The 18058-nt window shown below is 70.0% G+C and carries 18 protein-coding genes; 14 read left to right on the top strand and 4 right to left on the bottom strand.

The genetic code is table 11. The features are described 5' to 3' along the window. Positions 1-33 precede the first annotated feature (33 nt). The 7 genes from E3T19_RS13935 to pnuC all read left to right on the top strand — a co-directional run bounded on the left by E3T19_RS13935 (position 34) and on the right by pnuC (position 5232). Positions 34-690 carry a hypothetical protein gene (locus E3T19_RS13935; protein WP_134409115.1) on the top strand — a complete coding sequence of 219 codons (657 nt, stop codon included), beginning with the start codon at positions 34-36 and terminating at the stop codon, positions 688-690. After that, positions 690-986: a transcriptional regulator gene (locus tag E3T19_RS13930; protein ID WP_088456968.1), complete on the top strand. Its 297-nt coding sequence runs from the start codon at positions 690-692 to the stop codon at positions 984-986. Before E3T19_RS13935 ends, E3T19_RS13930 begins: the two co-directional genes overlap by 1 nt. Beyond that, positions 983-1897, top strand: coding sequence for an ABC transporter ATP-binding protein (locus tag E3T19_RS13925; protein WP_134409114.1), 915 nt, complete (start codon positions 983-985; stop codon positions 1895-1897). The genes E3T19_RS13930 and E3T19_RS13925 overlap by 4 nt, the downstream gene beginning before the upstream one ends. Further along, positions 1894-2721, top strand: coding sequence for an ABC transporter permease (locus tag E3T19_RS13920; RefSeq protein ID WP_240632249.1), 828 nt, complete (start codon positions 1894-1896; stop codon positions 2719-2721). The genes E3T19_RS13925 and E3T19_RS13920 overlap by 4 nt, the downstream gene beginning before the upstream one ends. Positions 2722-2810: 89 nt before the next feature. After that, complete coding sequence (locus E3T19_RS13915) at positions 2811-3644, top strand: aldo/keto reductase (RefSeq protein ID WP_134409113.1); 834 nt, start codon at positions 2811-2813, stop codon at positions 3642-3644. 251 nt (positions 3645-3895) lie between these two features. Beyond that, positions 3896-4477, top strand: coding sequence for an FMN reductase (gene msuE, locus E3T19_RS13910; protein ID WP_134409112.1), 582 nt, complete (start codon positions 3896-3898; stop codon positions 4475-4477). Between the two features lie 89 nt (positions 4478-4566). Next, the gene (gene pnuC, locus E3T19_RS13905) at positions 4567-5232 is read left to right on the top strand and encodes a nicotinamide riboside transporter PnuC (protein ID WP_134409111.1); all 666 of its coding nucleotides are present in this window, start codon (positions 4567-4569) and stop codon (positions 5230-5232) included. A 197-nt stretch (positions 5233-5429) separates the two neighbouring features. Here pnuC and E3T19_RS13900 read toward each other — a convergent pair whose 3' ends face one another. Beyond that, positions 5430-6158: a hypothetical protein gene (locus E3T19_RS13900; RefSeq protein WP_134409110.1), complete on the bottom strand. Its 729-nt coding sequence runs from the start codon at positions 6156-6158 to the stop codon at positions 5430-5432. After that, the gene (locus tag E3T19_RS13895) at positions 6155-6421 is read right to left on the bottom strand and encodes a hypothetical protein (RefSeq protein WP_134409109.1); all 267 of its coding nucleotides are present in this window, start codon (positions 6419-6421) and stop codon (positions 6155-6157) included. The genes E3T19_RS13900 and E3T19_RS13895 overlap by 4 nt, the downstream gene beginning before the upstream one ends. A gap of 121 nt (positions 6422-6542) precedes the next feature. Between E3T19_RS13895 and E3T19_RS13890 the strand changes: the two genes are divergently transcribed. Both E3T19_RS13890 and E3T19_RS13885 read left to right on the top strand, forming a co-directional pair. Further along, complete coding sequence (locus E3T19_RS13890) at positions 6543-8420, top strand: thioredoxin domain-containing protein (protein WP_134409108.1); 1878 nt, start codon at positions 6543-6545, stop codon at positions 8418-8420. Between the two features lie 467 nt (positions 8421-8887). Then, positions 8888-10705 (top strand): stealth family protein, encoded by a 1818-nt coding sequence (locus E3T19_RS13885; protein ID WP_134409107.1) that lies wholly within the window; start codon positions 8888-8890, stop codon positions 10703-10705. Here the strand turns inward: E3T19_RS13885 and E3T19_RS13880 are convergent. Together E3T19_RS13880 and E3T19_RS13875 are read right to left on the bottom strand one after the other, a co-directional pair. After that, positions 10635-11573 (bottom strand): phosphodiesterase, encoded by a 939-nt coding sequence (locus E3T19_RS13880; protein WP_103478597.1) that lies wholly within the window; start codon positions 11571-11573, stop codon positions 10635-10637. The genes E3T19_RS13885 and E3T19_RS13880 overlap by 71 nt on opposite strands. A 157-nt stretch (positions 11574-11730) precedes the next feature. Further along, positions 11731-11940 carry a hypothetical protein gene (locus E3T19_RS13875; protein WP_088456958.1) on the bottom strand — a complete coding sequence of 70 codons (210 nt, stop codon included), beginning with the start codon at positions 11938-11940 and terminating at the stop codon, positions 11731-11733. Positions 11941-12065: 125 nt separating this feature from the next. Between E3T19_RS13875 and E3T19_RS13870 the strand changes: the two genes are divergently transcribed. From E3T19_RS13870 to E3T19_RS13850, 5 genes are all read left to right on the top strand, one after another. After that, positions 12066-12902 carry a phosphatase PAP2 family protein gene (locus tag E3T19_RS13870; protein ID WP_134409106.1) on the top strand — a complete coding sequence of 279 codons (837 nt, stop codon included), beginning with the start codon at positions 12066-12068 and terminating at the stop codon, positions 12900-12902. 109 nt (positions 12903-13011) lie between these two features. Further along, positions 13012-14268, top strand: a complete 1257-nt coding sequence (locus E3T19_RS13865) for a type III polyketide synthase (protein ID WP_241980243.1) — start codon at positions 13012-13014, stop codon at positions 14266-14268. A gap of 3 nt (positions 14269-14271) precedes the next feature. Then, complete coding sequence (locus E3T19_RS13860) at positions 14272-15039, top strand: class I SAM-dependent methyltransferase (protein ID WP_241980242.1); 768 nt, start codon at positions 14272-14274, stop codon at positions 15037-15039. After that, positions 15032-16198: an NAD(P)/FAD-dependent oxidoreductase gene (locus E3T19_RS13855; protein WP_134409105.1), complete on the top strand. Its 1167-nt coding sequence runs from the start codon at positions 15032-15034 to the stop codon at positions 16196-16198. Before E3T19_RS13860 ends, E3T19_RS13855 begins: the two co-directional genes overlap by 8 nt. Before the next feature lie 134 nt (positions 16199-16332). Further along, positions 16333-17964: a methyltransferase gene (locus E3T19_RS13850; RefSeq protein WP_241980241.1), complete on the top strand. Its 1632-nt coding sequence runs from the start codon at positions 16333-16335 to the stop codon at positions 17962-17964. Positions 17965-18058 lie beyond the last annotated feature (94 nt).

The raw sequence follows: 18058 nt of genomic DNA, 5'->3' as shown, positions 1-18058 counted from the left end.
GTGGAGCAAACTACTTTGTGTTACAAAGTAGACATGGATGACAACAGGACGCCCGTCACCGCCCTCGATGAGCCCCTGGGGGACCCGCGCGAGATGCTCGCGATGCTCGAAGAACAACAGCGGCGGGTGGCGGATTCACAGATTGCGCCCGTCGTCTGGCTGTACTTCATCTGGGGGGTCGCCTGGTTCGTTGGCTTCCTTGCCCTCTGGTCGGGCGATGTGGATGGCAACCCGTGGTTCACGATTCCCGCGGGCGTGGCCACGCCGCTGTTCATCGTGCTGCTGGTGATCTCGATCGTGTCCTCCGCCGTGATCGGCCTGCGCATCAACCGCGGCGTTCGCGGCATGTCCAGCTTCTCCGGCGCCGTCTACGGGCTGTCCTGGTCGGTCTGCGGCACCGCCTTCGGGCTGCTCGGCACCGCCCTGATCAGCCACGGCATGTCCACCGACCTCGCCAACCTGTTCTTCCCGTCCGGCTTCGCGCTGATGTGCGGCACCATTTATCTCGGTGGCGCCGCGCTCTGGCGGGACAAATCGCAGCTGGTCCTCGGTCTGGTCATGCTGGTCGTCGGTGCGGCGGCCCCCTTCGCCGGGTCGCCCGGCAACGACCTGGTCTTTGCGCTCGTCGGTGGTGGCGCCTTCCTCGTCACGGCCGCCGTCATGGCCGCGCGCCTGCGCCGGAACCGCTGATGGACGAACTCGACCCGGTGATCCACGCATCCGCCCGGCTGAAGATCACCGCCACCCTGGCGACCCTCGAGGTGGGCGACCAGATCGCCTTTCCCCGGCTGCAGGAGCTGCTCGGTATGACCGCCGGCAACCTGTCCACCCACCTGCGGAAGCTCGAGGACGCGGGCTATGTTGACGTCGTCAAGTCCCACCAGGGCCGCAGCCCGGTCACCTACCTGGCGCTGTCGCGCACCGGCCGGCGCGCGTTCGAAGACTACCGAGAAGCCCTGCGCGGGCTGTTAGGGGAATCCTCATGAGCGTTCTCGCCCGGCTCGATCACGTGACGCGGCGTTTCGGCGACGTGCTCGCCGTCGACGACGTGAGCCTGGACATCCACTCGGGCAGCATCCTGGGCCTGCTCGGGCCCAACGGCGCCGGCAAATCCACCGTGCTCACCATGCTGCAGGGGCTGCGAAGGCCCAGCAGCGGCACGGTGTCGTTGTTCGGTGGGTCACCGGGCGACTACCGGATGCGCCAGAAGCTCGGTGGCACCCCGCAGGAGACCGCGCTGCCGCCCACGCTGCGGGTGGGTGAGGTGATCGACTTCGTGGGCCGGCACTTCGAGACCCCGCTGTCCACCGCGGCCGTGGCCGAGGAGTTCGGGTTGGCGGAGCTGCTGAAACGGCAGACCGGCGCCCTGTCCGGCGGCCAGAAGCGCCGGCTCAGTGTGGCCCTCGCGTTTGTGGGGCAGCCGCGCCTGGTGCTGCTGGACGAACCGACCACGGGCCTGGACGTGGATGCCCGCCGCACCCTGTGGGACGCCGTGCGACGCCAGCACGATCGCGGCGCCACCGTGGTGGTGACCAGCCACTACCTCGAGGAGATCGAGGCGCTCGCCGAACGGGTGGTGGTGATGGGGCACGGCCGGGTGATCGCCGACGACACCGTGACCGCCGTGATCAACCAGGTCTCGCTGCGTCAGGTGCGCCTGGTCACCGACCAGCCAGACCGGGTCAACGGGCTGCCCGGAGTGGTGGGCCACGAGCAGGCCGACGACGGCGCGACCACCTTCTACGCGAGCGACAGCGACCGGCTGATCGTGCAACTCGTGCGCTCCGGCATTCCGTTCTCCGGCCTCACCGTTCGCGGCGCCACCCTCGAAGAGGCGTTCCTCACCCTCACCGGGGCGACGGATGCCCCCACCGCCCAGAAGGAGATGAACCGATGAGCACCCACATCCCCGCTCCGGTCGGCGCCACTCCCGGCACGCCCGGCCGCACCCCGGTTCTGGGCGGCCGTACGGGCATCCTTGCCCTCACGCTGCTGCACGCCCGGATCATCCTCGTCGAGACGTTCCGCATCCCGGCCGCCCTGATCGGGTCACTCGTGTTTCCCGGGCTGTCGCTGCTGTTCTTCGTGGTGCCGCAACGCGCCATCGCCGACAACCCGGAGTTCGCCACCCAGGCGGTGATCGCGCTGAGCGTGTTCGCCTTGATGTCGAACTCGCTCTTCAGCTTCGGCCTGAACATCTCGGCCAACCGGGAGCAACCGTGGGACCCGTACCTGCGCACCTTGCCGGTACCGGGCGTCTCCCGCGTGCTCGGGCAGATCTGCTCGACCGGGCTGATGGGCCTTGCGTCGATCCTGCCGGTGATCGCGATCGGCGCTCTGTTCACCGCGGCGGAGGCATCCATACTGGGCGTTCTCGCGGGGATCGTGGCGCTGGGCATCTCGGCGCTGCCGTTCATGTTCATCGGCATCTCGATCGGCTACTCGATGTCGTCCAAGGCCGCGATCGCCGTGGTGCAGATCGTGATGTTCGGCCTGGCGTTCGCGGGTGGGTTGTTCCTGCCGCCGTACCTCTTCGCGGACTGGCTCGACACCCTGTCGATGTTCCTGCCGTCGCGGCAGGCCCGGGAGTTCGTGATCTGGGCCGTGCAGGGCGGCGAGCTGGAGCCGTGGGTGTGGATCGGCATCCTGGTCTGGACCGCGGGCACCTTCGCCCTGGCCCTGCTGCTCTTCCGCCGCGACGAAGGCCGCCGCTACCACTGAGTCGCAACAGTCAGCCCCGGAGAGCGCGCTGATTACGCTCTCGGCGTGCGTGACGTGCGCGGGCGGTGGCGGTTCCCTAGGCTCAGTGGATGACGAATTCCGTACCCATCATCACCCTGAACGACGGCCACACCATCCCGCAGCTCGGCTTCGGGGTCTTCAAGGTCGATCCGACCGAGACCACCCGCATCGTCACCGACGCCCTCGAGGTGGGCTACCGGCACATCGACACCGCCGCCGTCTACGGCAACGAGGAGGGTGTCGGGCAGGCGCTGGCGTCGTCAGGCATCGACCGCTCGGAACTGTTCGTGACCACGAAGCTGTGGAACGACAAGCAGGGCACCCAGTCGGCGCTGGATGCGTTCGATGAGAGCCTGGAGAAGCTCGGCCTGGACTACGTCGACCTGTACCTCATCCACTGGCCGGCACCGGCGAACGACAAGTTCGTGGAGAGCTGGAAGACGCTCGCGAAGATCCGCGAGTCCGGCCGGGCCCGCTCCATCGGCGTCTCCAACTTCCTCGTGCCGCACCTGGAGCGACTGATCACCGAGACCGACGTCGTGCCGGCGGTCAACCAGATCGAGCTGCACCCCGCCTACCAGCAGACCGAGATCACGGCGTTCGCCCGCGAGCACGGCATCCACATCGAGGCCTGGGGCCCGCTCGGCCAGGGCAAGTACCCGTTGCTCGATGAGGGCGTGGTCACTACCGCGGCCGAGGCGCACGGCAAGACGCCCGCCCAGGTGATCATCCGCTGGCACCTGCAGACCGGCAACATCGTCTTCCCCAAGTCCAACCGCCGCGAGCGGATGGCGGAGAACTTCGACGTCTTCGACTTCGAACTCAGCCACACCGAGCTCGCCACCATCTCGGCGCTCGAGCGCGGCGGCCGCGTCAGCGCGCACCCCAACGAGGTCAACTAGCCTCACCGGGCTCCGCTGACGTGCCGCAAACGGCCCCTTCCGCTCGTCGGAGGCGGCCGTTTGCGGCATCTCAGCGGATGACCCTGCGCCCACTTGCGAGAAAGTGCCCCTGTGCAGCGTCCGAAGGGACACTTTGCGGCAACTCGGCACGCACGCGTTGCTTCGCGGGCGGCGGATGCGCACCGGCTCGCGTCTTACGCCGTGTGTCAGCGCGGCTGGCGGCATCCGGCGGCGGCATTTAGCGTCGGAACATGTCGTACACCCTGAACGTCGTCGCCGTTTCCGGCAGCCTGCACGCTCCCTCGAAGACCACCGCCCTGGTGCGGGCGATCCTCGACGCGCTCGAACGCGAGCTCTCGATCCACGTGCACCTGATCGAGCTGAGCCGGGTCGGCCGCGAGTTCAGCGGGGCGCTTCGCCGGGACGAGCTCTCCGCCGCGGCCGAGGACGACCTGCGACGCATCGAGGGCGCCGACCTGCTCATCGTGGCGTCGCCGGTGTACCGGGCCTCCTTCACCGGACTCTTCAAGCACGTCTTCGACTTCGTCGAGCAGTACTCGCTCGTGGACAAGCCGGTGCTGCTGGCCGCGACCGGTGGCAGCGACCGGCACGCGCTGATCCTCGAGCACCAGTTCCGGCCGTTGTTCAGCTTCTTCCAGGCGCTCACCCTGCCGTTGGGGGTGTACGCCAAGGACTCCGACTTCACCGACTACCGGGTGACCAACGCCGAGCTCAACGAGCGCATCGATCAGGCGATTCACCGCGGGCTGCCGCTGGTGCGGGCCAGCCTGCCGGCCAACCTCTCGGCTGATTCGGCCGCCATCATCTGGTGACGCTCCGGGCGCCTGCGGAATAGACCCGCGCGCAAACGCCTTACATTGGGACGTGCACGGATGCGACCCATCCGGGAGAGAAGTGTCCTGTGTCCCTGATCGATTGGCTCTTTGACGCCCAGCTGCAGATCGGCAGCCAGACCATTCTCTGGCGCGAGATCATCGGCAACGTCTTCGGCATCGCCAGCGCCGTCGGCGGGATGCGCCGCAAGATCTGGGCCTGGCCGGTGGGCATCGTCGGCAACGCCCTGCTGTTCACGGTGTTCCTCGGCGCCGTCTTCGGCACACCCAACCCGGTGAACCTGCTCGGTCAAGCCGGCCGGCAGGTGATGTTCATCATCGTCTCGATCTACGGCTGGATGCAGTGGTCGCGTAGCCGCTCGGTCGGCACCGTCGCCGTCGCCCCGCACTGGGCCGGCACCCGGGCGCGGGTGGGCCTGGGCATCGGCCTCGTCGCCGGCACGCTAGTGCTCACCCCGATCTTCCGGGCGCTGGGCTCGTTCGAACCAGTCTGGGCCGACGCCTGGATCTTCACCGGGTCGCTGCTGGCCACCTACGGCATGGCCCGCGGTTGGACGGAATTCTGGCTGATCTGGGTGGCCGTGGACATCGTCGGCGTGCCCCTGCTGATCAGCGCCGGCTACTACGCCTCCGCGATCCTTTACCTCTTTTATGGCGCATTCACCATCACCGGCTTCGTGATCTGGACCCGGGTGCAACGCCGCCGCGCGCTCGTGGAGCGGGCCCTGGCCTGATCCCACCCTGCAGCGCCCGCGAGAGCGGCCCTGTGGTTGCCTGGCTCGGCTGAGGTAGCCAGAACGTCGCTTTCGCGAGGTCGTCCATCCGCGAAAGCGGCCGTGTGGTTGCCTCGGCCGGGGCGAAGTGACCACATGGCCGCTTTCGCGAGGTCGTCCTTCGAGCGCATGCGGGTGCTCGGGCGCCGTGGGGACGGTCAGCCGGCGGGGCGGGGCGGGGCGGACGACCGGCGCCGGAGCTGCTTGGGCCGGCCGAGGGCCACCAGGCCCAGCACCGGCGCGATGAGCAGCTGCAGCGCCACGAGGGGACCGAACGAGGCGAACACCACGGTGAGCACTGCCGTCGCGGTGCCCAGGATCAACACGATCACCAAAAAGACGGTGCGTCCGGTGCGGGCGAAGGCGACGGATGCCAGTCCCAGCGGCACCAGCCGCAGCCACAGGTCCGCCTGGGACTGGGGCAGCGGCCCGCCGATGACCGAGATCGTGGCAGCCAGCGCGTACAGTGCCGTCCACACCCAGAACAGCCATGGACCGGCGGGCTGCACCGGCTGGTACGGCTCGTCGGCCGCCCAGCCCGGCGGCGTACCCGTGGCAGGTCCCCGGCCGGTCCCGGCCCACTCCCCGCCCGAGCCGAAACTCGAGCCGGAGCCCGCCCCTTCGCCGGTCGGCCGGGGTCCGGCGGATCCGGGGGAGCGGCGCATCCGCTCGGCCTCGACCTCACGCAGCACGGCCCGGGCCTGGGTGAACCTGTCGAACCGGGCGGCCGCCGCGGCCAACTCGGCGGGTGTTGCGGCGGTCAACCGGTCGGGATGCGAGCGCTGGGCCTGGTACCGGAACGCCCGCTCCACCTGCTCCAGCTCGGCATCGACCGCAACCTCGAGGAGTGCCGCCGCCTCGACGGGGGTCATCGTGCGTTCGGTCATGTCGCGCAGACGGTCACGGGACGGCGGCGGGTGCTCATGGGCCGATGGGCGGATGCCCGGTCAGCGGCGAGGCCGTTCGGGCGCGGGTACTGGTGGGTGACCGGTCGGAGCGCCGATCCGGCGGCGAAAGAGCGCGCATCCGGTGCCAGACATCGGGGTGCGAAAGAGCGAGCCGAAACCAGGAGAACGGCGACGGCGACCAGGGCAATCGTGCCAATGCCCAGCAGCAGCGCCCGCAGATCAATCGTGCCCCTTCGTCGCATCCAGTCTCACAGCAGCCCTCCGACTCGGCAACCCTCTCCGCGTCCAGAAGTGCGGTGCCCGCCGGCGTTCGGATATCGCCGCGACCAGCCGGAACGGAGGTTGCCGGGTCACAATGGAGCCATGCCGAATCGCCTCGCCGACGCCATCAGCCCGTACCTGCGCTCGCACGCCGAGAACCCGGTCGACTGGCATCCGTGGGGTGCGGCCGCCTTCGCCGAGGCCCGCCGGCGCGACGTGCCGGTCCTGGTGTCGATCGGCTACGCCACCTGCCACTGGTGCCATGTGATGGCCCGCGAGAGCTTCAGCGATCCGGCGCTGGCCGCCTATCTCAACGAGCATTTCGTGAGCGTCAAGGTCGACCGGGAGGAGCATCCGGATGTCGATGCCAGCTACCTCGCCGCGGCCGGCGCGTTCACCCAGAACCTCGGCTGGCCGCTGAATGTGTTCGTCACCCCGGCCGGCCGGCCCTTCTTCGCCGGCACCTATTCGCCGCCCACGCCGATGCCGGGGCATCCGGCGTTCCGTGAGGTGCTCAACGCCGTCACGGATGCCTGGACCAACCGCCGGGACGCCGTCGAAGACAGTGCCGCGGGCCTGGCCGAGGCGCTCGCCCAGGCGGCGCCCGCGGCGGTGGGGGAGATGCCGGACCAGGCCAGAGTCGCCGACACCGTCGCCCGGCTGGCCACGGCGGAGGATCCCGTCTACGGCGGTTTCGGCGGTGCTCCCAAGTTTCCCGCCGCGCCGACCCTGGGCCTGCTGCTCGACCGGGCCGACGGCCGGGAGCTGGCGCTGCGCACCCTCAAGCGGATGGGTGCGTCGCCGCTCCGGGACCCCGTCGAGGGCGGTTTCTTCCGCTACGCCGTCAACCGCGATTGGAGCGACCCGCACTACGAACGGATGCTTTACGACAACGCGCAACTTCTCGAGCTGTACACCCGGGCGTGGATGCTCACCGGTGAACGCTGGGCCCGCATCGTGGCCGAGGGCCTCGTCGGGTTTCTCGGCGCGGTGCTTCAGCTACCCGATGGCGGTTTCGCCAGCGCCCAGGACTCGGAGAGCACCGTCGACGGGGTGCGGGTGGAGGGCGGCTACTACGCCCTCGACGAAGACGCCCGCCGCGGCCAGGCCCCGCCGGCCCTGGACGCCAAGGTGCTCACCGGCTGGAACGGCCTGGCGATCGGGGCCCTCGCACTGGCCGGGCACGCGTTCGCCGACGATGCCGCGCTGCACCTGGCCCGACGTGCGGCCGACAGGCTGCTCCAGGCGCACCGCCGCGCCGATGGCGCCCTGGTGCGGGCCTCCATCGACGGTCGCCTCTCGGCCGCGGTCGCGACACTGGAGGACTACGGCATGTTCGCCGGCGGCCTCCTCGAGCTCGCCACCGCCACCGGAGAGGTACGGTACGCGGTCGTGGCCGGGGAACTCATCGACCGGACCATGCCCGGCCACGGTTCGACGGCCGGCCGTGAACCCGGAATGACCTTCGCCGCCCCGGAGGGCGCCGATCCGGTGCTCACGGCGCAGGGACTCGACCTCGCCACCGACCCCTCCGAGGGCGCCTACCCATCCGGACTCACGGCCATCGCCAGCGCGGCCTGGCGGCTGCACCTGCTCACCGGCGCCGGCCGCTATCGCGACGCGGCCACGGCCGGGATGGTGCGGCTGGTCGGATCCGGCGACATCAACCCGCTCGCGTTCGGCGCCGCCCTCCGGCTGGTCAACGGGCTCACCACGCCGGTGGAGCAACTCGTCGTCGTCACCCCTGACGGAGCCTCGGAACGGCCCGTCACCGCCACGGCCGGTTCGGCACTGCTGGACGCGGCCCGGCGTCGCACCGGGGTCGTCGCCGTGGTCACCGAACGGCAGGGCGCCGCCTTCGCCGCCGCCGGTTTCGAGCTGTTCGCCGACCGCACCACCCGCGACGGCCTGCCCACCGCATACCTCTGCCACGACTTCGTCTGCCGCCTGCCCAGCACGGATGCCGCCGCGCTCGGCTGACCCGCCCCATCCGCCGCCCCCGCCCCATGCAACTGGTGCCCGTGCGGACAACTGCGCCCGGCGCACCGGGCACAGTTGTCCGGAACGGGAACAGTTGCCGGCCGGGCGAGCACACCGACGAGACCAGGCAGGCCGGTGCCGCCCTGGCCACCGCTTCCCGGATGATCACCCACGACGCGTTCGATCGCCGGCACCACGGCCTGACCACGCCGCCGCCGTCCGCGCCGGTCACGCCCCGGCCGCCCCGGCAACGTACACTAGAGCAACGTCACTCTTCCCAGCGGGCCCCTTGCCCGGCCTGGACCGGTGCGTGGATGCCCGGGAGACCCGGGCGCATACTCCGGGGCCTGGCGCATCGATGCCCGCCCTGAGCAGATCGCCCGTCGCTTTTCCCGCACAACCGCTTGGCACCCCGCAGTCAGCCCTGCATCCGTTACCGCTCCACGTATTTTTCTCCAAGGAGGACCATGGCACGCTTTGACCGCACCGATTCCACCCGACACTCTCACATCGCTGCCGGAACTGGCTTCTCTGAGGCCCCGGCGAACCCGGTCGATGAACCGGCTCCGGACACCGCGTCCATTCCCCTCCTCTCGCTGAGCAGCGAACCCGAGCTGGTGCTGCGCACCCTCGACGACCGCACCCGCCGTTTCGACCGCGAAGACGTTGTCGTGCGAAAGGGCGAGATCGCCCTGATCAACGGGCACTTCACTCCGCACGAGTCCAGGGTCAGCGACCTGCTCGCCCTGGCCGACGCCCTCGACACCGCCGGCATCGACTACCTGCTGGTGCGCGGCGACCACGACCGTCCGGTCATCGCCGTGAACCGCAAGCGTCGCAAGAAGATCAGCCGCGTCCTGGCCGAGGCCTTCGCGAACACGCCCTTCTACCTCAAGCCCCTCGACGGCGACCTCGCCCGCCCGGCTCTCGCCGCCGACGGCGCCCTCGCCGCCCTGGGCACCTCCGACGTCTTCAGGGTCTACCAGCCGCGCATCGAACCCATCGGCCGGCTCCGCTACGGTGCCGAGACCGCGTTCCAGCTCGAGCTGTGGCGGTTCGGCGAAGACGAGATCGTCGCTCCCGTTGAGAATGCCCTCATGCGCCGCCGGCTGCCCCGGTCCGAGGCCCGAGAGACCACCGTCGAGCTCTTCGGCCGCACCTGGCGCACCCTGCAGAACATGTTCGACGACCTCGTCAGCGACATCAGCTTCGACATCGACCTGGTCTTCTCCTGGGTTGACGGGTCCTCCAGCGACTTCCAGAAGGCCCGCGCCCTGCGCATGAACGGTTACGTCGCCGGCGCCGGCGACGATTCGGATGCCCGTTTCCGGCAGATCGATGAACTCAAGTACGCGTTGCGGAGTGTCTACATGTTCGCGCCGTGGGTGCGCCGCATCTTCATCGCCACCGACTCGCCCGCTCCCGAATGGCTGGTGGACCACCCGCGGGTGGCCATCATGAACAGCGAGGACTTCTTCCCCGACGTCTCCGTTCTGCCCACCCACAACTCGCACGCCGTGGAGAGCCAGCTGCACCACATCCCGGGTATCGCCGAGCACTTCATCTACTCGAACGACGACATGTTCTTCGGCCGTCCGGTGGGACCTGAGCTGTTCTACTCACCCGGCGGAATCACCAAGTTCGTCGAGGCGGCGACCCGGATCGGCCTGGGCGACAACGACCCCAGCCGCAGCGGGTTCGAAAACGCCGCGCGGGTGAACCGGGCGCTGCTGCGCGAAAGGTTCGGCAAGGTCACCACCCGGCACCTCGAGCACACCCCGGCACCGCTGCGCAAGAGCGTCATGGCCGAGCTCGAGGCCGAATTCCCCGAGGACTTCCGACGCACCATGGCCAGCCGGTTCCGCTCGGCCACCGACATCTCGGTCACCAACTCGCTGTACCACTACTACGCGCTGGCCACCGGCCGGGCCGTGGAGCAGACCCAGGTTCGGTCGCTGTACGTCGAAACGACGCTCAAGCTGGCGCTGCGCCAGATGAACAAGCTGCTCAAGCGCCGCGACCAGGACATGTTCTGCCTCAACGACGGCAGCTTTCCCGAGATCAGCGACGAGGTGCGCACCGAGGCCGTCACCGACTTCCTCGAGCGCTACTTCCCGATCGTGGCCCCGTGGGAACGCGAAAGCGTCATCGCGGCCAGCCAGCACGGCGAGGACACCCTCATCGAGAGTGCCCTGGGCCTGGGAAACGGCGACGTCAGCGCAGAACCTGGATCGGCCTGGTCATTGGCGGCTCCCGGTATGCGGGCAGACTCCCCGCAGGCATGATCTCGATGCCGGAGGCGGCCAGGCGGCGGGCGCTTTCGGCGGCGTCGATGTAGTCCAGCGGCTCGAAGTCGCCCAGCGGCACCACCGAGTGCAGCACGGTGTCGGCGTAGACGTGCACGAGGTTGAACGCTCGCGCGCCGTCGCGGCCACGGGTGCCGCCGACGGGAACGTTGAGGTCCTGGGTGTAGCAGGTGGCCGACGCCACCGACACCGGGATGCCGGCGAACGTGGCGGTGGACGAGTAGTGCAGGTGCCCGGCCAGGATGCTGCGCACATCCGTGCCGCGCAGCACGTGAGCGAGGCTGGCCTGATCGCGCAGCTCCACCGCCACCGACAGGTCGAGCATGCTCGGCACCGGCGGGTGGTGCATGGCCAGGATGGTGCCGTCCGGCGCGGGGACGCTCAACTGCAGGCTGAGCCACTCGAGCTGATTCTCGGTGATCTCGCCGTAGTGGCTGCCGGGCACCGAGGTGTCCAGGGTGATGATGCGCAGCCCGCCGATGAAGTCGACGTGGTCGATCGGCGCCTGACTGGGTTCCTCACCGAGGAGCTCGGTACGGAAGTTCGCCCGATTGTCGTGGTTCCCCATCACCCAGATGACCCTGGCGCCGAGGCGCTCCGCGGCGGGTTCGACGATGCCGCGCAGCTGCGCGTAGGCGTGCGGCTCACCCTTGTCGGCGAGGTCCCCGGTGATGATGATCGCATCGGGTCTGCCGCCGGATGCCTCGACATCCGCGACCAACCGCTGCACGTGTGCGGCACTGTCCACGCTGCCGTAGAGACGATTGCCGTCTGCGAGCAGGTGCGTGTCGCTGAGGTGGAGAAGGAAATAATCCGGCCTGGGGTATTCGGCCGTTCGAACGCTCACGGAGCTTCCATTCGTTTGGTACTTAGGCACTTTACGGGGATTACGCTGCGGATGCTACAAGACCAGTCGATCAGAGAATCATGAACATAGCGTGTCCAACACGCGAAAAGACGGGACCCTGAGGATAAATCCTCAGGGTCCCGTCTCGTGACCTGTCTCAGGGATGCGTGAGCCCGGGCTCCGTGACCGGCAGCACCGCTACGGCGCCCTCGTCGTGCTCATACGGTTCGATGGTGTCGTGGTCCGCGGCCGCCGCCCGGCGCCGCTCCGACTCGAAGTCGCCCTCCAGGCCCGGGTACCCACCGCGGTCGAGTGAGCGATCCGCGCCGCGCGTGGACCGTTCCCGCCTTGTCTGCCTACCGAACATATTTCGACGATACGCCGCAGAATCACCATGTCAAGAGGCAACCTGAGCGTGGCTCATCACCTGACGCACATGTGTTGTGCACCAGGCTTTCACGGTTCACCCATGCTGCCGTGGGAAGCTAGAGAGTGCCCTCGATCTCCCGCCTCACCCCCACCCGTTACATCGGCGCAGCGTTGCTCTGCGTCGTCGCGTTTGTGGCGTTGTACCTCTTTTTCGTGCGGGATGTCGCCGGGCAGGCCATCGATCAGCTGGCCTTCAACGGGGCCGAGGACGGCTCAACGGGCACCACGGTCACCCGGCAGCTGCTCGACCTGATCCCCTCGGTGATGGTCGCCATCGGAGCAATCGTGAGCCTGATCATCGCGACAGTGCGACGCGCCTGGTTCCCGCTCGTGGTCGCCGTGAGCGCCGCGATGGTGGCCGTCGTGACCACTCAGCTGCTCAAGAACGTGATCCTCACCCGCCCGGAGCTCGGTGTGGACGGCTACGTCCCCAACTCATTCCCATCCGGGCATACAACGGTGGCGGCGGCATCCGCGTTGGTGGTGTTCCTCGTCGCCAGCCCGCACACGCGGTGGCTGGCCGGCACCATCGGGGCGGCATTCGCGGTCGCGGCCGGGGTATCCACGCTGGTGAGCCTGTGGCACCGGCCCAGCGACGTGATCGCGGCGCTGCTCGTCGTGGCGTTCTGGGGCTGCGTCGCCGGGGCCGTGCTCACCCGGTCCGGCGGCCGACAGCGCACCGCACGCACCCCCACCCCGGCCAGGGTGGGCCTGAAGCTGCAGACCGGGATCGCGGTGCTCGCCGGCATCGTCACCGCGGTGGCCGCGGGTATCGGCGCCACCGGGGCGTTCGGCATCTCGGATGCGCCGGTGGCCTATCTCGGCGCGGTCACCGCGATCGTCGCGGTCGGTTTTGTGCTGGCCATCACCGCCACCCGCCTCTTCGACCGCCTGCCGTAGCGGTCGCGGGCGGGAGCCCACGGCCGGGAGCCCATCTGCCGCCGCATCCGCCGCGCGCCTCGCCGTGCAGGGGGATGTGCCTACGGCGCGGTGCGTGTAACACTGGGGCATGGCCGTCACGCTGAGAGCGCTCCAGACCGTTGTTCCGCCCACCGTCCTTGTGCAGGAGCAGGTCAGGGACATCTTCGCCGCCCAACCTGGCCTCAGCCGGCTGGCGCAGCGGTTGGTGACCGCATCCTTCAACCTGTCGGGGATCGACACCCGGCATACCGTGATCGAGGAACTCACCCTCGACTCGCAGGCGCCCGAGCCGCAGTTCTTCGACGCCACCACCCAGCGGCTGCTCGTGCCCGGCACCCGGGTGCGCAACGAGCTGTACATCGAGCAGGCCACGAAGCTGTTCGTGGAGGCCGGCCGGCGTGCGCTGGCCGCCTGCCCGGGGCTGGACGCCGGTGACATCACCCACGTCGTGACGGTCTCCTGCACGGGCTTCTACGCGCCGGGCCCTGACTACATGCTGGTGCGCGAGTTGGGCCTGGCGCCGTCCACCCAGCGCTACCACCTCGGATTCATGGGTTGCTACGCGGCCATGCCGGCGCTACGCACCGCGAAGCAGTTCGTGCTGGCCGATCCGTCCGCCGTGGTGCTCGTGGTCAGCGCCGAGCTGTGCTCGCTGCACCTGCGCACCTCCAACGACCCCGACACCATCGTGGCGTCGTCGCTGTTCTCGGATGGCGCGGCCGCCGGCATCGTGAGCAGCCGTGCGCCGGTCGCCGGCGAGACCGCCCTCAACCTGGACCACTTCGAGACCGTGATCACGCCCGTCGGCGAGGGCGACATGGCCTGGAAGATCGGCGACGAGGGCTTCGAGATGGTTTTGAGCTCGTACGTGCCGCACATCATCGACGAACACATCGAGTCGGCCCTGGCGCCGCTGTTCGGCCGGGACGAGTCGCTGACCCTGGCGCTGGCGGCGGGCGTGGTGGCCGAGGCCGACGCCGTGACCGTGCAGGCACAGGAGCAGCAATCGCAGTCGGTGGACGGCGGGGCGAGTCCCGGCCAGGTGCTCACGGCCGCGACCCCTGGTTCGGCTCTGAGCACCGCCATCGCGCACTGGGCGATCCACCCCGGCGGGCGCAGCATCCTCGATAAAACCGAGGCCAAACTCGGCCTCACCGAGGCGCAGCTGGTGCCGTCGCGGGAAACCCTGCGCACCAACGGCAACATGTCCAGCGCCACCATCCTCTTCGTCATGAAGGAGATCCTCGAGGGCGCGGCCACCGCCGACGGGGACAGGGTCTGCGCGATGGCGTTCGGGCCGGGTCTGACCGTGGAGTCAGGCCTGATGACAGTGCAGCGCGGCTGACCCGTGCTCCCGAGGCTCCGCGAACGGGCGGTCGACGCCGTCGAGATCATGGACGATCCGCACTGCGACGCCGAGACGCTGCGGCGCACCTACGCGAACTTCCGGTACGTCAACGCCGTCGTCTCCGGGCTTCGGCACACCTACCGCCGCGACATCCGACCGCGCCTGTCGGCCGGCACCGAGACCAGCCTGCTCGACATCGGCTCCGGCGGCGGCGATGTGGCCCGGTCGCTGGCCCGCTGGGCCGTGCGCGACGGGCTGCGCCTGAGCGTGACCGCGATCGACCCGGATGCCCGCGCGCACGCCTACGCGGCCGGCCGGCCGCCGTTGCCCGGGCTGGAGTTTCGCCGGGCGCTCAGCAGCGACCTCGTGGCAGCGGGGGAGCGGTTCGACATCGTGCTCTCCAACCACGTGCTGCACCACCTCAATGGCGTCGAGCTCGGCGCGTTGCTCGTGGACTCGGAACGGCTCGGCCGCGGCCTGGTCCTGCACGGCGACATCGAGCGCTCCCCGCTGGCCTACCTCGGCTTCGGGCTGGGCACGTGGCCGTTCTTTCGCCGCTCCTACATTCGCGCCGACGGCCTCACCTCGATCCGGCGCAGCTTCACCTGGCGCGAGCTGGCGGCCGTGGCGCCGCCGGGCTGGAGCGTGCACCGGGAGGTGCCGTACCGGCTGATGCTGCGTTGGCAGGCCCCCGCGGTGACCGAACCGCGGCGGGCCGTTTCGACTGATTCGGCCGCACCGGCAGCTGGAAGTCGGGCGCATGCGTGACGTGATCGTGGTCGGCGGCGGCCCGGTGGGCATCCTGCTGGCCTGTCTGCTGGCCGAGCGCGGCGTGGACGTGGAGGTGCTCGAACGGCGCACCGAGCCGTCGATGCTCGCGCGGGCCATCGGCATCCACCCGCCATCGATGCGGGTCCTGCGCCAGGCCGGCGTGGCCGAGGAGGTGCTGGCCCGGGCAGTGCGCATCGAGACCGGCAGCGTGCAGAGCGGCGGCCGCACGCTGGGGCGGCTGTCGTTCGCGCAGACGACGGGGCGGTTCCCGTTTGTCGTGGCGCTGCCGCAGTACGAAACCGAAGCTGTGCTGCGGGCGCGATTCCGACAGCTGCGGCCGGACGGTCTGCGCTCCGGCGTGGCTGTGGGCATGCTGCACGATCGCGGCTACCACGTGGACCTGATCGCCGAGCCGGGTGCCGACGGGTCCGGGGATACCGGCGACAACGGGCTCGAGATCGTGGGGACGGCGCGGTACGTCGTGGTGGCCGACGGCGCCCGCGGACAGCTGCGCGATGCCGTCGGCATCGCCTCCCGGCCGCTCGGCGGCGGGGACACCTACCTGATGGCCGACTATCCGGACACCGGCGAACACGGCAGCGAGGCCGTTTTGTTCTTCGAACGAGGCGGCGTCGTCGAGTCGTTCCCGCTGCCGGGCGGCCGGCGCCGCTGGGTGGCGCTGACGCCGACCCTGATGGAGGATGCCTCGCTCGAGGACCTGACGGCCCTGGTCCTCGGTCGCACCGGGGTGCTGCTGCCGGCCTCCGACGCCGTGCCGAGCTCGTTCTCGGTGCGGCAGCGGCTGGCCGCCACGATGGTGCAGGGCCGGGTGCTGCTGGTGGGGGATGCGGCGCACGAGATCAGCCCGATCGGCGGGCAGGGTATGAACCTGGGGTGGCTCGACGCGGTGGCGTTGGCGCCTGCGCTCACGCACGCGCTCGCGCAGCCGATCGAGGCCCGGGTGACGCTCGCCGGCTACGACCGCCGCCGGCGGCGCAGCGCCCGCATTGCCGCCAGGCAGGCCGGCTTCAACATGGCGATGGGCCGTCCGGCACGCGGACTGCGGCTGCGGCTGCGCAACGTGATCGTGCGGGTCCTGGCGACACCGCCGTTGAACGGCCTGCTCACGCGGGCGTTCACGATGCGCTGGCTCTAGCCGGCTTCCTGGTCCAAGGATCACGTCCACGTCGTTGGTCGAGCTTGTCGAGACCTGGTGACCCGGTCCCTGGGTCGCGCCCACGGGTTGGTTGGGTCGCGTAGGCCGGGCCCGGCGTGCAGTTGAATAGAGGGGTGACTGCACCTCTGATCGACCTGCTCCGCGCCGACCTCGCCGCCGCCAACTTCTCGGTGACCGCCCTGACCGGGCTGTGGGGCATCGAAGCGGATGCCGCCCTGCGCCGCAATCAGCGGGTGCCGGCCCTGCGGGCGCTCACCAAGCTGCGCGCCACCCTCGCCGTGCCCGAACCCAACGTGGTGCTCGCCCAGATCTTCGTGCTCGGCCTACCCGTCCAACGGGCCGAGCTCGCGGCGGCCCTGCCGTCCCTCGGCGTGGACGGCGCCGAGCAGCTCGGCCTTGTCGCCGCCCGCCACGACGAGGCCGCCACGCAGCCCGGCCCCGTCGCCGACCTCGTCGCCCCGGCGGACCCGGCACTCGGCCCGGCACAGGTGGCGCCGCTGGTGGACCTGCGGCCGTACAGCTTCGTGGACGCGCACGGCGCCGGCAGCTGGTGGATCACCTCGGACCTGGGCGAACTGGCGCTGGGGCATCCGCTCGGCGAAGACCACGTGCTCGGCGTCGGCGGTGCGTCGCTCACCCTGAGTGCCCTGATGATCCCCACCGCGGTCGACAGCGCGCTGGACCTCGGCACCGGCTGCGGCATCCAGGGGCTGCACGCCGCCAGACACGCCACCCGGGTGGTGGCCACCGACATCTCCGAGCGCGCCCTCGAGCTCGCGGCACTCAACGCCCGGCTGAACGGCGTCGAGAACATCGAGTTCCGGCTCGGCAGCCTGTTCGACCCCGTCGCGGGGGAGCGGTTCGACCACATCATCTCCAACCCGCCGTTCGTCATCACCCCACGGGTGGAGGGTGTGCCCAGCTACGAGTACCGCGACGGCGGCATGGTCGGCGACGCCCTCGTGGAGGCCGTGGTGCGTGGCGCCGCCGACCACCTCACCCCCGGCGGGGTGGCCCAGCTGCTCGGCAACTGGGAGTATCACGACGACGACGCCTTCAACAGGCTCACCGGCTGGCTGGCGAGCCCGGCGGAGACCGCGCTGGACGCCTGGATCATCGAGCGCGAGGTGCAGCCGCCCACGGGCTACGCCGAAACCTGGATCCGCGACGGCGGCACCCGCCCGGACACCCCCGACTTCGACCGGCTCTACGGCGCCTGGCTCGACGACTTCGAGGCCCGCGGGGTGCGTCAGGTGGGCTTCGGCTACATGCTGCTGCGCCGCCCGACGGATGGCCGCCGCCGGGCCGCCGCACCGACCCGCCCCCGCCTGCTCCGGCTCGAACGGCTGCCGGAGGCCCTGGGGCACAACCCGGCCGGCATCGGCCACCACCTTGCCGAGTGCCTGGCCGCGCACGACTGGCAAGCCGGGCTGGATGACGACGCGCTGTCCCGCAGCACGCTCACCGTGGCATCCGACGTCACCGAGGAACGGCACTTCTGGCCCGGCCAGGAGGATCCGACGCTGATGGCCCTGCACCAGGGCGGCGGCTTCGGCCGATCGGTGCCGCTGGATACCGCCCAGGCCGCCCTGATCGGCGCCTGCGACGGCGAGCTTCCGGTGGGTGCGATCATCGACGCGATCGCCCAGCTGCTCGACGCCGACGCGGCCGCCTTGCGGGCCGAGCTGCTGCCCCGGGTGCGCGGCCTGCTCGACGACGGCTTCCTCGAGCCGCCCGCCGCCTAGCTGTACTGCCCAGGCAGGTTAGTTAACCGCGTGATCGGTGGCTTGCCTCCGATGGCGGTGTGGTGCCTGTGGTGATTGTATTCGTGGAGCCATG

Source organism: Cryobacterium sp. TMT4-31, from assembly GCF_004403385.1.
Taxonomy (GTDB): Bacteria; Actinomycetota; Actinomycetes; order Actinomycetales; family Microbacteriaceae; genus Cryobacterium; species Cryobacterium zongtaii.
The sequence above is the reverse complement of the archived record's forward strand: the minus strand, read 5'-3'. Positions and strand labels throughout refer to the sequence as shown.

Bases quoted from the DNA above. Each gene is read 5' to 3' on its own strand.
- E3T19_RS13930 (WP_088456968.1), top strand. From the start codon at position 690: ATGGACGAACTCGACCCGGTGATCCACGCATCCGCCCGGCTGAAGATC.
- msuE (WP_134409112.1), top strand. From the start codon at position 3,896: ATGTCGTACACCCTGAACGTCGTCGCCGTTTCCGGCAGCCTGCACGCT.
- E3T19_RS13935 (WP_134409115.1), top strand. From the start codon at position 34: ATGGATGACAACAGGACGCCCGTCACCGCCCTCGATGAGCCCCTGGGG.
- E3T19_RS13925 (WP_134409114.1), top strand. From the start codon at position 983: ATGAGCGTTCTCGCCCGGCTCGATCACGTGACGCGGCGTTTCGGCGAC.
- E3T19_RS13885 (WP_134409107.1), top strand. From the start codon at position 8,888: ATGGCACGCTTTGACCGCACCGATTCCACCCGACACTCTCACATCGCT.
- E3T19_RS13915 (WP_134409113.1), top strand. From the start codon at position 2,811: ATGACGAATTCCGTACCCATCATCACCCTGAACGACGGCCACACCATC.
- E3T19_RS13920 (WP_240632249.1), top strand. From the start codon at position 1,894: ATGAGCACCCACATCCCCGCTCCGGTCGGCGCCACTCCCGGCACGCCC.
- E3T19_RS13855 (WP_134409105.1), top strand. From the start codon at position 15,032: ATGCGTGACGTGATCGTGGTCGGCGGCGGCCCGGTGGGCATCCTGCTG.
- E3T19_RS13890 (WP_134409108.1), top strand. From the start codon at position 6,543: ATGCCGAATCGCCTCGCCGACGCCATCAGCCCGTACCTGCGCTCGCAC.
- E3T19_RS13900 (WP_134409110.1), bottom strand. From the start codon at position 6,158: ATGACCGAACGCACGATGACCCCCGTCGAGGCGGCGGCACTCCTCGAG.
- E3T19_RS13895 (WP_134409109.1), bottom strand. From the start codon at position 6,421: ATGCGACGAAGGGGCACGATTGATCTGCGGGCGCTGCTGCTGGGCATT.
- E3T19_RS13875 (WP_088456958.1), bottom strand. From the start codon at position 11,940: ATGTTCGGTAGGCAGACAAGGCGGGAACGGTCCACGCGCGGCGCGGAT.
- E3T19_RS13865 (WP_241980243.1), top strand. From the start codon at position 13,012: ATGGCCGTCACGCTGAGAGCGCTCCAGACCGTTGTTCCGCCCACCGTC.